This window comes from Flavobacterium cheongpyeongense, assembly GCF_003202435.1.
GTDB lineage: Bacteria > Bacteroidota > Bacteroidia > Flavobacteriales > Flavobacteriaceae > Flavobacterium > Flavobacterium cheongpyeongense.
This window is the reverse complement of sequence record NZ_QJHK01000022.1, coordinates 38,620-54,214: the sequence shown is the minus strand read 5'-3', so window position 1 is coordinate 54,214 and position 15,595 is coordinate 38,620. Positions and strand designations below refer to the sequence as shown.

Sequence of the window (15,595 nt, the reverse complement as noted above, 5' to 3'; positions counted from 1 at the left end):
AAGGTAGGGTATTGAGTGATATATTTTGATTCTTTATCGCAACAATCAGATTCTGTTTTAGGCATTGACAGGATAATAATTTAGCTCATGATCTGGTTAGCAGTATTTTTCGAAGTTTTGGAGCCGAAACTATGAATTTTCGCTTTTGCAATACAGTTACCCTAGGTTTTATTTGTTTCAGTACCGCTTTTGTCAGTTACGCTTGCAGCACTTTTGAGTTTGTAAGCAATTGAAAATGCCTTCTTATCGGGTCTTGTTAGGTAGTACAAATAGCGATAGGAGTATAATTTACATTTTTTGCAGTAATCATAATTTGTCTGGGAACACCTAAACTGAGATTGTATTGTGAGGTCTGTTCATAACCTCTTGTGAAGGCATTATTATTTGTAGCATTCAGATGAACTCCTGGTTTTAAAACCTTTCAGCCAATAGATTAATTGCCGGAATCATATAGCTCTGGTTGCGTTTGTTTTCCTGTAATTCTAGGGTGTCAACACCTGCTATCGATTGGATTGTAGCAGCATAGCATGTAGTGTTTCAATTGTTTTAAGTCATGTGCATCATTTCTGTAATTAATTGTTGATAAAATAAAGAACAATAATTCAGATATAATGGTTTGCTATAAATTGGTTCTGATAGTCTTTTTATGGCTTACTATTGTTATTTTAAGAAGATTTAATTTTTCATGATTAATTCATTTTAATGGTTTAAATAGTTATTTTAAAGTCTTAGCAACTTCATCTTTAATTTTTTTTAGCCGGTTTTGTTTGTAAGCGAGATAACAATTATATTTTTTTTTATTATTTTTTTTAAGGAGTATTCTTAAATGTAGGTAATTATTTGTATTTTTGATAATATATTATAGAAAAACATTATATAATATTATAGTGTTAAATTGCTGTATTAGTAAATAGTATAACTTAAAAACCAAATACTATAATTTATCGTTTATTTAGCGATTAACACATAGTATCAAAGAAGTTCTTTCAATTCTTTTACGCCTTGTTTTTCGTTATATTTTCAATATTCACAGGGGTTTACAATTGTTGGGAGAAAAAAAGTACAACAATTCTTTATTGTCCAAACGTTTCCTGAATTCACTATTTTTGAAAACAATATTTTATATTTTACTATCAACTATTTAGGAGTGTTTGTGTTTTAATAGGTATAATGAACTCAGTATTTGTTTTTTTAAATTTTTATACAAACAATCAAATAATTATAAATTAATAATCATATATGATGAAAGATTACATTTATTTTTATTTCGGAAACAACTTAAAAACAGTTGTTTTTGGATGGCTTTTGCTGCTGTCGTCAGCCGGTTTTGCACAGATAACAAAAACGATAGGTGCAACAGGAGGTGATTATACTACATTAAAAGCGGCGTTTGATGCAATTAACTCTGGTGTATTAACAGGAACAATTACGTTACAGGTGATTGATAATACTACAGAGACCACTACAGCAGTCCTGAATGCCAGTGGTACAGGAAGTGCCAGTTATACTAGTGTTATAGTTTACCCTACGGCTACTGGTAAAACGATTTCAGGTACTGTAAATGGAGCACTTATTGACCTTGATGGTGCAGATAATGTAGTTATTGACGGTAGGGTTAATCAGACCGGAACTAAGAACCTTACGATTTCAAATGCCAGCGTCGCTTCTACAGCAGGAACTTCAACCATTCGGTTTATTAACGATGCGAGTTCAAATATCATAAAATATGCCTACATAAAAGGTTCTACGTTAGATGCTACTGGCGGGATCATTAATTTTAGTACAACTACAGGCACTACCGGTAATGATAGCAATACCATTGATAATAATAATATTACCAACGCTGCCAATGCAAACAGACCTTTAAATACTATATATTCTTTAGGAACCAGTGCAAAGGAAAATGATAACAATACAATCAGTAATAATAGTATTTATGATTTCCTAAATAAAATTGCTGCTTCTAATGGTGTTAACCTTTCTACAAATTCAACTGCCTGGACGATTTCTGGGAACAGTTTTTATGAGACCACACAATTTAATACTGACGGAAGTATTGGTAGTTCCTATGCTTTTACAGCAATTAATGTTAATAATGCAGGTGTGAATTTTACGGTTTCCAACAATTTTATTGGAGGAAGCGGTGTACAATGTACAGGAACCTGGGAAAAATCATATGCGGGTGCTGCTGGTAATGCAGTGGGGAGTAATAATCAATTTTCAGGAATTGCTATTAATGTTGGTATAGGAACAGCAAGCAGTATACAAGGGAATACAATTAAAGGATTTAACTGGATAAATTCAGGGAATTATATAACCGGATCGTTTAATGGTTTACTGTTATCCGGGGGCACTCTTAATGTAGGTACTGTTGTTGGAAATACGATAGGTTCACCAAGCACTGCTGATGCAATTAAATACAAAGGTGTCGATGGTTTTGTTAATGGTATCAACATTAATGCTGCTTTTGCTACAGGAAATATAAAGGTAGAGGGGAATCTGGTGGCTAACATAACTTTGATAGACTATTCTGCATTTACAGGCATATACAAAAGTGGGAATAGTTTAACTGTGAATATACAAAATAATACGATTAGAAATATTAATGCGACAGGTGTCTCAGCTGTCAGGCTTGCAGGAATTAAAACGGAATTTGGAATAATGAATGCAACTGGATATGAAATTATTGGTAATACCATTTCAGATATCACAAATTATTCTATTTCAGGGGGAGGTGTTTCAGGGGTAACCGGAATTCTTTGTCCTATAAAAGCAAATATTATAAATAATTCGATATCGAACTTAACGGCTTATGGTGTAAATACAGATATTGTTGATTCAAGTGTAGTTGGAATTTTTGCAAGATCTAATCAGGATTTCATAATAAAAGGGAACAGGATTTGGAATATTAAAAATAATAATCCGTCTTTAGGATCTAATGCTGTTCAGGTAGTCGGGGTTTTTTGTGACCCTTCAAATTTTAATAATAATGAGATATCAGGTAATTTTATAAGTGATGTATCTGTAGCAGATGCCAGTTCTACAGGAGCTATATTATTAGGGATTAAAATTCTTTTGCAGTCTCCTAAGCATACTAAGGTATTTAATAATGTTGTAAGTATTAAAGGAACTACAAACGCTACTATATATGGAATTACTGCTGCAGATTCAGGTTTTACAACAACAGGAGGTTATGCTGAATTATATTTCAATACGGTACATATTAGTGGATCTGCTACAGCTGCTTCTAATAAATCATACGCTCTTTTCTCCTTTAGTTCAGTAGGTACGGGATCTGTAAAAAGTAACCTTTTTATAAACACAAGGAGCAATACTGGTACAGCATCGGGTTCGCATTATGCTGCCAGTTTATCAACAGCACCTACTTCAATGGATTATAATGACTATTATGTGTCAGGCACAGGAACTGTATTGGCTCGGTTTAATACTGTTGATCAAACCACTTTGACAGACTGGAAAACGGCAACGGGTCGTGATGGTAACAGTTTAAATATCGACCCGCAATTTACTCATGCAGGTGGAACCAGTGTTCTGGATTACAAAGTAGCCGCTTCATTGGCAGGGACAGCAATATCCGGAATTACTACAGATTATTTGGTTAAAACCCGTACTGTCCCGACTATGGGAGCATTTGAAGAGATCGCTTCTAATATCTCATGGGTAGGAACTACTAACAATTTATGGAATGTGGGTTCTAACTGGTCATCAGGGGTAGTACCTGTATCTTCTAATACAATTTCTATCAATTCAGGGAATCCTGTTCTTAATCAGGATTTTACAGTTGCAGGTGATCTTATCGTTTCGGGAACAGGAACTTTAACTGTAAGTCCGGAGAATACACTAACAATATCAGGAAGTGCTGATTTTGGAGGAAGAAATATCACATTTAAATCAGATGCTACAGCAACAGCCCGCTTTGGAACACTAACCGGTACTTTATTCAATGCGATTAATGTAACCGTAGAGCGTTATATCCCGGCAAGACGTGTTTATCGATTTTATTCTTCGCCTGTAACCACAAGTACATCCATTTATGCCAACTTGCAGGAAGGCGGAAGCAATGCAGCAGGTTTAGGCACGCATATAACCGGAACAGGCGGAGCCGCTAATGGTTTTGATCCTACAGGCACCAATAATCCTTCAATGTTTACTTTTGATTATGCAACACAGTCGTGGATAGCAGTAACCAATAGCAATAACAATATACTGGAGCCAGGAATCCCAACCCGATTAATAGTGCGTGGGGACAGGACTATTAGTTTGGCAACCAATACACCAACGCCTACCAATACAACCCTTAGAGCTACAGGAACTTTATTTACAGGTACAAAAGGAATTTCACAAAGTGCTGTTGCAGACAACTATCTTTTTGTAGGAAATCCATATCAGTCGCCTGTGAATATGAAAACTACGGTAAGCAGTGCCACAAACCTGAAACAATTTTATTATGTCTGGGATCCTACTTTAAGCACCAGGGGGGCTTATGTAGCCAGAGATTTAACAACAGAAATAAATAGTATCTCCTCTGATGTTAATAATTACCTGCAACCTGGGCAATCATGTTTTGTTCAGGCAAATGCAACGGCAGCTACCACATTAAACTTTACAGAAGCTAATAAATATACAGCGAATACCAATCAAAACGTATTTCGTTTCGCAAAAGCTGAAGAGGTATTAGTACCAAACCTTCGTGTTACTTTATACGATAAAAATACCCTAATAGCACAAGGACCTCCTGCAGATGGTCTGGTTGTTGTATTTGGTACTGATAAAACCAATGAAATTGATGCAAATGATGCCGGTAAACTGATTAATCTAGATGAAAATCTGGCCACAAAAACAGACGGTAAATTATTAAGTATCGAAAGCAGGGCATTACCTGTTGCAGCAGATGAAATTCAATTGGATATTAACACCTATCGTTCAACAAATTATACACTGGTAGTTGAAGGACAAAACATTGAAGGGGTTACAGCTAAGCTGTTTGATCAGCTAAATCAAACCTATACAGAAATACCGGAAACAGCTCCAATAAGTTATAATTTTTCTGTTAATGCGGCTAATACCGCAAGTATTGCTCCAGATCGGTTTAAAATTGTTTTTGTTAGTAATCCAACATTAAAAAACGAAATTTTTTTGTATCCAAATCCATCAAACGGGGAGCTAATTAATTTAACATTTACAGATAGTACTCAGGAATCAAAGGTTAGTATTATAAATAGTTTGGGGCAATTAATTTACAGCAAAACGGTAGGAATAGGTGAGACTGTAAATCTAAATCAATCATTCCCTACAGGAATTTATTTTGTGAGGATAGAAAGAGGAGGGAAATCAGTTATTAAAAAACTAATCATTAAATAATTAAAAGTTGTGAAAAATTTCAAGTTGTTTTATTTATTTTTATTAGTAACTGTTAGTTTACATGCTCAGCCCCCTTTTCCTGGAGACGTAGATGATGTTGAACCACCAGCTCCTATTGATGGCTGGGTAATTCCGTCTATTATTTTAGGCTCAATTTTAGGATATCGAATCATAAAAAGGAATCATAAAAATGATTGTATTACTTAATAAAGCAAATCAAGTTTTAAAATCACTGTTTAGACCATTTATACATATAAAATAGTCCAATCTATTCCTTCTTTTCTCCAATACATTCTCAAAAAATCATTCCGTAGCTAAGGCTATGGAATGATTTTAGCCTTAGCTTGAAGAAAAATAACTTCGCATATTTTAGTCTGTTTTAGATGAATAAATGGTGTTATTTTCTTATTAGATAGAGAGAGAAGTTGAACTAAAATTGTTCATAAGAGCTGAATTTTTTAATTATTATAGTACACAAACTGGAAATAAAAAGCAACGATGTTTTATAAACAAAAAGAGTCTTGTGCGATTTAGCAACTTGTTGGCTGAAGTATTTTGTAGGAATACTTTATGTAAACCCTAGAATTAGCAAGTCTTAATGATGTTTTATGTACATATAAAGTAAGAAGTTCTGTTAGGAGTTAAAATTTGTATTGATTTTCGATTAGGTTATTATAATTCCGGACACGAGTTGATTTATTAACTAAGTTTACAAATTTCTACAAATTCTAAAACCCTGATCAGGCCCTTTTCCATTGGCTTGAAAATTGGCTCTAAAATTAGTTTCACAACAAAATAAAGCACCAATCCAACCACCTCCCTTCCAGGCGCGACTAAAAGGTTCTCCTGTTTTGTTGTTTATATTCGAATCGTAACACCATTCTCTAACATTCCCTGACATATCATTTAGCCCAAGTTCATTTTTTAATTTGCTTCCTACAGTTTTTGTTTGGCAATGATTAGCCTCTATATTTTTCCAATTCCAATCGCCGGTTAATAATTTATCTCCAGAATTTCTCCAAGACCAAGTAGTTGTATCTGGATCATCGCTACCACTATATTTATAGTTTTTACTAAGTTGGCCACCGCTGGCTGCATACTCCCATTCTGCTTCTGTAGGTAATCGGTATCCTTTTGATTCAGCTTGGATAGTAATGATCCATTTTACATCATCATATTCATTATTATTGTTTGGATCTTTCTTTGTTTTATCAACAATATAATATTTTTCTAAACCTTCTTTTTCACTTCGGGCATTACAATATTCAATGCAATCATACCAGCTTATTGTTTCTACAGGCAAAGAATCACACAAAAAATGAGAGGGGTTATTCCCCATTGTTGATTTCCATTCTTTTTGAGTGATTTCATTTATTCCAATATAAAAATCGTTAATTTTTTCATTTTTAGCATAAAACTTAGAATAGATATTTTTGAATACGCCCCCTTTTACCAAAACAAAATCTTTGGGTGTTTTTTTTGAACAGGATAAAAAGAGAATAATTATCGATAAGTTAATAATATAAAATACTATTTTTTTCATTTGGTTGTTTTTTAGACTTGTAGTTTAAGTATATAGCTAAAAATGCTGGACGAGTTATCATCTAGCATTTTTAAAAAATAGAAATACGATTTGGTTACCAAACGGTTGCATTGATAGAACCTGTTTTTCCGTTAAAAGCTTCAATAGCAAAAACTTGATAATTGAATGAACCAAAACCTTTTCCACCTTTGTTTTTCCAGTTATTAATATGGTTGGCCATTGTGATTGTTTTATTAGAACCTGTAGAAGAACCTCCCCAACGATCTATGTATTGCCAAAAAGTTGCGGTACCAATAATAGAAGGTGCATTTACTCTTTGGTTTCTAACAAAATTGTAAGTATGACCATCACTACTTACAGTATTTACAGCAGAACCATTTATATTATTGCCTTTTTCACAAATATAATATTCAATTAAGGGGCTGGTAGTCCATCCATACACTCCAACAAAGTCATAACTGCCCGACAATGATCCAATGTTATAGCCAATGTTTTTTGCAGAACCCGGATTCCATCCTTTTCCACCAACGACATCCTTACAATTGCTGTAAGTGATTGAAAAGTTGCCATTGGTTCCTTGTTTTATATCAGCCGTACCTCCTTCTTGATACAATGTCCAAAAAAAGCTTCCGCTTGTTCCTTGTTTTGAACTTATAGTCCTATTTTCAGCTGTAACATAGCCTTCAGTTCGTACACCTGAAACATTGGTTACTTCTTTATAATTTGTATCGTCTGTCGTGCAGCTAGCCAATACAAGTAGTACTCCAGCCATTGGGCTCATTAGTTTTTTTAAAGATTTTTTTTTCATTTTTTTGAGGTTTATTTGGTTGTTTTATAGTTAGTTGTATTTTACACAACCGATTGTTTTTGTAAATATAGTTTTTTTTTATATTATACAGCTTGTCCTACGAAAGTTTAATTAAAAAAATGGTCTCAGTAACCTTTAAATTTGGAAATATTTCCCAATTCCAAAATTTCACAGCTAAACCAGAAATAACAATACACCCGCTTTTTCCAAAAATTAGATCTGATTCTGACATTTGCTATGTACACAATCGATGATCACAAAAGCCTATACTGATGCATCATAAATTTTGACTCGTTTTCATGTAAAAATTGCTTTACGCTTAAAATCAGTTACTTAAATATGTGAAATGCACTATGATTTATACTATATGGATAATGTTTTATAGTCAATTTTATTTTAAAAAAATACATTTAACCTATTACTAACAAATAATATTTTAAAGAAAATGAAAAAAAAATTACACTTAAAAAAGCAAAACAATTTAACGGGAATACTTCTACTTATTTTGTTTTGTTTTTCAGGCACTTCAAAAGCCCAACAATTTATAGGAGGCACATTAGATGGTAATTTTACTAATGTTGTTACAGGATGGACTACCGCTGATTCAGGAGCATCTGCGAGCGTGAGTGGAGGATTTTGGAATATGAGTATGGGACTTCAGTCGAATGGAAAATATCGTGGGGATATTTGGTATAATCTTGCTGGAAATTCAGGAAATTACATCACTCTTAATTCTACTAATGATGCCTATATTGCAATTAAATTTAAAGGAGCCCGACCATCTGGTGCTTTAAAATTTGAAATGAACCGATCTACAGGTCCAACAACTAATGCTTGGGATAACACTGCCTGGAATAGTGGATCACCAGATGGATCGTTTACTGATTCAAATGGAGACAAAACATATTATTTTAAACTAACTAACGATGCTGATTTTGCCGGAGGTAATTTAACCTATAGAATGTTGCACTTGATTGTGGCAGATAATCCAGTAACAGAGACTAGTTACAAAGTAGACTGGATCGCAACTTTTGACAGCACTGCTGCAATAGAGACTTACGTGACTGCCACTACGTTAGGCGTGAATGACTATCAAGTTGGAAATGATGTAAGTATATATCCTAATCCTTCTAATGAAAATAGTTTTAATTTAGATTTAGGAAATTTATTATCTGAATCTAATGTAAATGTGAAAATTTATAACCTTTTAGGCCAATTAGTATTAGAGAATAATATTTTACCTACTTCGTCTACGATCCAAATAAACCACAATTTAAAAACGGGGTTATATCTTGTTATGGTAAACAACAAAGCTAACATAAAATTAATGGTTAAATAAGGAACTCTTTTTATTAAATAATCCATACTAAAATTTTATAAGATATTTTAGTATGGATTTTTTTACAGAAAAACTCGAATCCTCAGGGCTGCTAAAAACCTTGACCATTTTATTACAGAGGGGGCAAAAGATAACATCCGTTCAATTTTTTTTTTAGGGAAACAGAACAAATTATGTGTCGAGATGCATTTTGAAGAAAACTTTTTTGTTCTTGATGTAATTTTCTACCGAAAATCACTCCTGATGAAAATCCATCCTCAAAAACTAAATTATTCTGAAAGAACATAATCAATATACCCCAAAAAACAAACTCCTGCAAATATGAAATCAAAATTAAAAGCCTCAATATTTTGCATTGCAGCCTCCCTTGTCATAATGGCTTTTACGATAAAAAAAACAAATGTACCAACCATTTATTTGATTGGACTTGTTGATCCAAAAACTATTTTTTTACTTTATTTTTGGGGCAATTTTTTTACCTGCATCCTTATTTTCAGTTATTCCTTTTCCTATGCTACAAGTGATAACAGAAAAACCCTAAAATGGTTTGGTTTAGGTAAACTACTGCTGACCATCGCATGGGTATTGATTATCCTGAGAAACAGCATTGACGATTTTATCTCGATTAATGTTGCAAACTCCATGATTTTTTGTGCCTGCTGTTATGAAACGATAGCGATGTTATCGCTTCTTAAAGTTCATGCAAAGAAACGTTACAGGCTTCAAATTGCAATTACTATTGTTGCCATATTCGTTTTCAATCTGGGAACTTTTTTAGGAAGCACAATGAACACGCGGGTTTTAATTGTAGCTATCGGAGTATTTGCTATTTATTTGCCCGCAACAATTCATTATTTTACTGAAAAAGGCCAAAATTTCTTCAGAGCCTTTTATGTATTCTGCTATATCGGATTTGAGATTCTGATTGTAATGCGGGCAATTTACAGGTATATGCATCCCAAGAATCAGTTTTTCTCCCACGACATACTGGATAGTTTTTATAGCATCGGTTTATTTTTATTGACCCTTGTTGGAATCGTGGGTTTTTTATTGCTGGTAAAAGAAAAGCAGGATCAGAAAATCCAGAAGCTTCTGGAGGACAAAAACCAATTCTTTTCTATTATATCACATGATTTAAGAGGACCATTAGGATCAGCTGTTTCCCTCTCAGAATTATTATTTGAAGACATCGATAAATATGATAAGGAGGAAATCAGGGAAATTTCAGAAATGCTCTGTCAATCCAATAAAAACAGCTACAAACTACTCGAAAACCTATTAGAATGGTCACGTGTGCAAACCGGAATGATTGTATTCAGTCCCCAAAAAATAGTGCTAAATACATTGATTGAAGAAAATATAGATCTGAATAAAAGTGCCGCATTAAATAAAAATATAACTCTTTTTTTTGAATCAGCAGATCTTATCGAAGCTGAAGCAGATAAAAATATGATTGATACTATTTTACGTAATTTACTGAGTAATGCCATTAAATTTACTGATAGAAACGGTAAAATTGAAGTAAGACTATCAAAAACAGACCAAAAAGTAGCAATATCTGTTACTGACAACGGTATTGGAATTCCTGATGATATCAAAGAAAAGTTATTTAAAATAAACAGAAAAGTGATCCAAAAAGGAACCCAAAATGAAGTTGGCAGCGGACTCGGATTATTGCTTTGCACGGAATTCATAAACATCCATAATGGCAAGATTTGGGTAGAAAGTCAGCATGATAAAGGCAGTTGTTTTAAATTTACCCTGCCGTTAGAACAGATTTATTAGGCAATGTTTTAGCAGGATCTGTTTTTTTTAAAACCTGAGTTCAATTATTAATATAGAGTAAGCTGTTTTGTATTTCGTTTTTCGAATTTAATTGCTGTTTTTTAAAGTAAAAATTGGTATACGATAATCTCTGCGCAACTACTTAAACAACATGTTTTTTCTCTGGTCTATCAGGTATGTCAAATTTTGAAATTTGTTTGGATTGGATGAATCACATTGGATTCTAAATCTAATATCTTTTATTTAATTCTAGGGTACATATTAGCTTTTATCCCCTATTTCTGCATGGTTTTCTTTCCATAATATCTATAATTTATAGTGATTGCATTATAATTTATCGTCTAACTGTGTTATTCTGACTAATATTGAATTGTTAAAGAAACATGTTTTTAATTAGTAATAAACAATTGAATTGTTGTTGAGTATTTGATCAAAATAAAGCGTTACAACAGTTATGATTTTAAGAATTATACGAAAAATTTAATTTAAAAATTTAAACAGAAGGATTAAGTGTTTTGTCTTAGTTATGGTAATGTCTGTTTATATGAATAGACAATCTCATTATGCCGGGCAGCATTCATTAAAACTGGAGTTGGACGATAGTAAAAATGTAAAGATTTTGGCATTTGATCTTCATGATTTAAAATTACTTTACAGCCCGTTTCAAGGATAAAATGATATGTGAAAGCAAGTAGATTATGGATATTTTGGTCAATAGGCTTAAGACCAATGCTGGGATTTTTAGCAGTCAGGAAGAAGGCTGTTTTACTGTTACCAAATTAGGCAGATGGGAATCGCTAGATCGTGATCTTAGAAGGCATAGTCATATATAGGGCATGCAGATCAAAGTTGTTTACACATCTGATAATCCTAATATCGTGGCAGTAACTTATGGGGTTGTAATACTGGCAGGCAAAATGGGAAATGAAGGAATGGTTGCATATAGCATTCTGTATTGTACAATGACTATTATATTTATTACGATCATGTACGTGCCGGGCTTTTGAGCAGCCTTGAGCCGACAACAAAAAAAATAGAAAAATCCATTAACGGAGTATATAGCACGCTCAAATTTAAAATAAATAAAAAAGATATAATCCTAAAGCCAATTTATGACCTGCAACAGGAGCGCTTTATCATTTATCTGGATTTGAATAAATAAGACTTTATCGTAAAATATATATTATGAATATTAAATCACAAATTATAGGTTCGCTTTTTGTTGCAATGGTTGTGACAGGCTGTGCTAATAAAATAAATTATAGTAAACCAAATAAAGACTTTGATGTAGATGCAGAATTAGCATATTGTGCAAAACAATCTGAAAGTGCTATAAAATTAATACCCAATGAAGGAAACATTCCAAGAAGTATAGCAACCAATACTCAAAAGTGGAATTATGTTGATTATAAGGACTGGACCAGTGGTTTCTGGCCTGGAGAACTTTGGTATTTATATGAATTTACAGGCGACAGGAAATGGGAAGAATCTGCAGATAAATTTACCCAATATCTTATGCCGCTTTCTATTAATCCGGCAGTAGATCACGATCTTGGTTTTCAGGTTTTTAATAGTTATGGAAATGGCTATAGACTAACCAGAAATCCGGAATATAAAGAAGTCATCTTAAAAACAGCCGATACTTTAGCAACACTTTTTAATCCAAAAGTAGGAACCATTTTGTCCTGGCCCAGAGCAGTACCAAATATGGAATGGCCCCAGCATAATACCATCATGGATAACATGATTAATCTGGAGCTATTGTTTTGGGCGTCTAAAAACGGCAGTAATAAAGCTTTGTACGATATGGCTGTTAGTCATGCCACAGTTACCATGCAAAATCACTTCAGGCCAGATTATACCTCTTATCATGTTGTGGTTTATGATAAAAAAACAGGAAAAAAGATAAAAGCAACAACCCATCAGGGATACAGTGACAGTAGTATGTGGGCTCGCGGTCAGGCTTGGGCAATATATGGATATACGATGGTTTACAGAGAAACAAAAGATCTTAAATTTTTAGATTTTGCGCAAAAAGTATCCAGGGTTTATTTAGACAGATTACCACAAGATTTAATTCCATATTGGGATTTTGACGACCCTGCTATTCCAAATACACCAAAAGATGCTTCTGCAGCCGCAGTTGTAGCTTCAGCTCTTTTAGAATTGTCAACATATACCAGTGATCCGGTTTTAAAAAAGGAATATTTTGATAAAGCAGAAAATATGTTAAAAGAGCTCTCAGAAAATTATCAGAGTAAGGACAAAAACTCTGCTTGTTTATTACACTCAACAGGCCATAAGCCTGCTGGTTCTGAGATAGATTATTCTATTATTTATGCAGATTATTATTATGTAGAAGCTTTATTGAGGTATAAAAAATTGCTACAGGGAGAATCTTTATTAAGTTATAAAAATGATTAGCCAACAAAAAGAAATCATAAAAAGAAATCAGGAAAAAGAGGCTAAGAGAACTATTTAGAGATTTCAATATTAAATTAAAACAAAAAAAAATGAATAATAAAAAAATAGTTTACTGGTCAATTGTAGTGGCGTTGGCCGGATTTTTATTCGGATTTGATACCGTTGTAATTTCGGGAGCCGACAAACAATTGCAACAATTATGGAACTCATCAGATTTGTATCATGGTCTGGTAGTTATGTCCTCGGCGCTTTGGGGAACTGTTATAGGTGCTATTTTTGGTGCTGTTCCTACTAATATTATGGGCAGAAAGAAGACTTTAATATTAATTGGAGTTTTATTTTTTCTTTCGGCTGTTGGAACAGCTTTTGCCAATGACTCTGTTATTTTTTCTGTTTTTCGTTTCTTGGGAGGATTAGGGATCGGTGCCTCAACTATTGCAGCACCCACTTATGTTTCTGAGATTGCACCTGCAAAAGACAGAGGGAAGCTAGTTGCACTTTACCAGTTTAATATTGTGTTTGGTATTCTTATTGCTTTTTTTTCTAACTATTTATTACAGGATATAGGAGAAAACTCGTGGAGATGGATGCTTGGGGTTCAGTCAGCACCAGCTCTTGTGTATACTTTATTGGTTTTTGGGATCCCTGAAAGCCCACGCTGGATTTATCAGTACAAAAAAGACCGCGATAAAGCAATTGCTATTCTAAAACAAGTCAATTCCAATGAAGAAACAGCATTAGAAATTGCGGCAATGGATAATGAAAAACAGCAGGAACTTTTTGATGAATCTATTTTTATGAAAAAGTACAGAAAACCTTTAATGCTCGCATTTTTTATAGCGTTGTTCAATCAGTTTTCAGGAATTAATGCATTTTTATATTATGCACCAAGAATTTTTGAATTGGCAGGGCTTGAAAAATCAGCTTCATTTTTCAGCAGTATCGGTATCGGAGTGGTAAACCTGATTTTTACCCTGATAGGCATTTCATTAATTGATAAATACGGACGAAAAACACTAATGTATATAGGATCCTTAGGGTATATTATTTCGTTAGGGTTGGTAACAATAGCTTTTTACTCTCAATGGAAAGGAATGGCTGTACCTGTATTTTTCTTTTTATTTATAGCATCCCACGCCATTGGGCAGGGTTCTGTAATCTGGGTATTTATTTCAGAATTATTCCCTAATAAGCTCAGGGCAGCAGGTACGTCATTTGGTACATCTGTTCACTGGGTTCTAGCAGCGTTGATTCCTTCATTTATACCCTTCTTATTCAAAGAGGTTGGGGCTACTACCGTATTCTGTGTTTTTTGTCTCATGATGGTGTGGCAATTGCTTTGGGTATTTTTTAAAATGCCTGAGACAAAAGGAAGAACCCTCGAAGAATTGTCGGAAAGCCTTTCTTCAAAGTAATTAAATATTAAACAAAACAATTAAAAAAAAAGCAATGGATTTATTTAGCCTTAAAGGTAAAACAGCATTAATAACAGGAGGGATACATGGTTTAGGAATGGCAATGGCAGAAGGATTAGCAAAAGCCGGTGCCGAATTAATTATTAGCAATAATACTCAGGAGCCTTTGGATGCTGCAATTGAGCAATATAGACAATCCGGTTTTACCGCAACAGGTTATGTTTTTGATGTTACTGACGAGGCGGAAGCCGAAAAGCAAATAGCTGAGATGGAAGCCAGACATGGCAAAATTGACATTTTGGTCAACAATGCCGGAATTATTATGCGCGTTTTAGCCATTGATATGCCGGTTGCAGATTTTCGTAAAGTAATAGATGTAGATTTAGTAGGACCATTTATTATGTCAAAATTAGTGGCTAAATCTATGATAGCCAGACAGTCCGGTAAGATTATTAATATCTGTTCGATGATGAGTGAATTAGGACGTGATAATGTAAGTGCTTATGCTTCTGCAAAAGGAGGATTAAAAATGTTGACTAAAAATTTAGCTACCGAATGGGCAAAACACAATATTCAGGTAAATGCAATAGGACCGGGATATTTCGCAACATCACAAACGGCTCCAATTCGTGTAGATGGTCATCCGTTTAATGATTTTATTATCGGAAGAACCCCCGCCGGTCGTTGGGGAAATCCTGAGGATCTTGCCGGAACAGCTGTTTTTTTAGCTTCTGATGCCAGTAGATTTGTTAATGGACAGGTTATCTATGTTGATGGTGGTATTCTGGCAACCATTGGTAAGCCGTCTAATGAATAAATAAGAATTTAGTAGTATAATCCGTTGGGTGTAATTCAAAACAGTTATCAGGCTGAACAAAGTAGAAGTCTTTTCGAAGAAA

The 15,595-nt window shown here is 33.8% G+C and carries 11 protein-coding genes; 9 read left to right on the top strand and 2 right to left on the bottom strand.

What is annotated here, in order from left to right:
- Positions 1–1,239 precede the first annotated feature (1,239 nt).
- Entirely contained in the window at positions 1,240–5,382 is a 4,143-nt protein-coding gene (locus tag DMB65_RS18910) for a T9SS type A sorting domain-containing protein (protein ID WP_110308194.1), read from the top strand.
- A 9-nt stretch (positions 5,383–5,391) separates the two neighbouring features.
- The gene (locus tag DMB65_RS18905; protein WP_123955362.1) at positions 5,392–5,589 is read left to right on the top strand and encodes a hypothetical protein; all 198 of its coding nucleotides are present in this window, start codon (positions 5,392–5,394) and stop codon (positions 5,587–5,589) included.
- A gap of 502 nt (positions 5,590–6,091) precedes the next feature.
- Here the strand turns inward: DMB65_RS18905 and DMB65_RS18900 are convergent.
- A complete protein-coding gene (locus DMB65_RS18900; RefSeq protein WP_110308192.1) occupies positions 6,092–6,925 on the bottom strand; it encodes a formylglycine-generating enzyme family protein in 834 nt (277 codons plus the stop codon).
- Positions 6,926–7,019: 94 nt separating this feature from the next.
- A complete protein-coding gene (locus DMB65_RS18895) occupies positions 7,020–7,733 on the bottom strand; it encodes a glycoside hydrolase family 11 protein (protein WP_230470720.1) in 714 nt (237 codons plus the stop codon).
- Between the two features lie 445 nt (positions 7,734–8,178).
- Here DMB65_RS18895 and DMB65_RS18890 point away from each other — a divergent pair, with 445 nt between their 5' ends.
- From DMB65_RS18890 to DMB65_RS18870, 7 genes are all read left to right on the top strand, one after another.
- A complete protein-coding gene (locus tag DMB65_RS18890; RefSeq protein WP_110308191.1) occupies positions 8,179–9,072 on the top strand; it encodes a T9SS type A sorting domain-containing protein in 894 nt (297 codons plus the stop codon).
- Positions 9,073–9,393: 321 nt separating this feature from the next.
- Complete coding sequence (locus DMB65_RS18885; protein WP_110308190.1) at positions 9,394–10,857, top strand: sensor histidine kinase; 1,464 nt, start codon at positions 9,394–9,396, stop codon at positions 10,855–10,857.
- Positions 10,858–11,401: 544 nt separating this feature from the next.
- Positions 11,402–11,530 carry a hypothetical protein gene (locus DMB65_RS22600; RefSeq protein ID WP_262511964.1) on the top strand — a complete coding sequence of 43 codons (129 nt, stop codon included), beginning with the start codon at positions 11,402–11,404 and terminating at the stop codon, positions 11,528–11,530.
- A gap of 163 nt (positions 11,531–11,693) precedes the next feature.
- A complete protein-coding gene (locus tag DMB65_RS22230; protein WP_165835002.1) occupies positions 11,694–11,864 on the top strand; it encodes a hypothetical protein in 171 nt (56 codons plus the stop codon).
- Positions 11,865–12,042: 178 nt separating this feature from the next.
- A complete protein-coding gene (locus DMB65_RS18880) occupies positions 12,043–13,281 on the top strand; it encodes a glycoside hydrolase family 88 protein (protein WP_110308189.1) in 1,239 nt (412 codons plus the stop codon).
- Between the two features lie 89 nt (positions 13,282–13,370).
- Positions 13,371–14,696, top strand: a complete 1,326-nt coding sequence (locus DMB65_RS18875; RefSeq protein WP_110308188.1) for a sugar porter family MFS transporter — start codon at positions 13,371–13,373, stop codon at positions 14,694–14,696.
- A 34-nt stretch (positions 14,697–14,730) separates the two neighbouring features.
- Positions 14,731–15,513: a gluconate 5-dehydrogenase gene (locus DMB65_RS18870; protein WP_110308187.1), complete on the top strand. Its 783-nt coding sequence runs from the start codon at positions 14,731–14,733 to the stop codon at positions 15,511–15,513.
- Positions 15,514–15,595: the final 82 nt, after the last annotated feature.

Excerpts from the sequence above, each read along its gene's own strand:
- DMB65_RS18910 (WP_110308194.1), top strand. The coding sequence starts at position 1,240 with ATGATGAAAGATTACATTTATTTTTATTTCGGAAACAACTTAAAAACA.
- DMB65_RS18900 (WP_110308192.1), bottom strand. The coding sequence starts at position 6,925 with ATGAAAAAAATAGTATTTTATATTATTAACTTATCGATAATTATTCTC.
- DMB65_RS18895 (WP_230470720.1), bottom strand. The coding sequence starts at position 7,733 with ATGAAAAAAAAATCTTTAAAAAAACTAATGAGCCCAATGGCTGGAGTA.
- DMB65_RS18890 (WP_110308191.1), top strand. The coding sequence starts at position 8,179 with ATGAAAAAAAAATTACACTTAAAAAAGCAAAACAATTTAACGGGAATA.
- DMB65_RS18885 (WP_110308190.1), top strand. The coding sequence starts at position 9,394 with ATGAAATCAAAATTAAAAGCCTCAATATTTTGCATTGCAGCCTCCCTT.
- DMB65_RS22600 (WP_262511964.1), top strand. The coding sequence starts at position 11,402 with ATGAATAGACAATCTCATTATGCCGGGCAGCATTCATTAAAACTGGAG.
- DMB65_RS22230 (WP_165835002.1), top strand. The coding sequence starts at position 11,694 with ATGCAGATCAAAGTTGTTTACACATCTGATAATCCTAATATCGTGGCA.
- DMB65_RS18880 (WP_110308189.1), top strand. The coding sequence starts at position 12,043 with ATGAATATTAAATCACAAATTATAGGTTCGCTTTTTGTTGCAATGGTT.
- DMB65_RS18875 (WP_110308188.1), top strand. The coding sequence starts at position 13,371 with ATGAATAATAAAAAAATAGTTTACTGGTCAATTGTAGTGGCGTTGGCC.
- DMB65_RS18870 (WP_110308187.1), top strand. The coding sequence starts at position 14,731 with ATGGATTTATTTAGCCTTAAAGGTAAAACAGCATTAATAACAGGAGGG.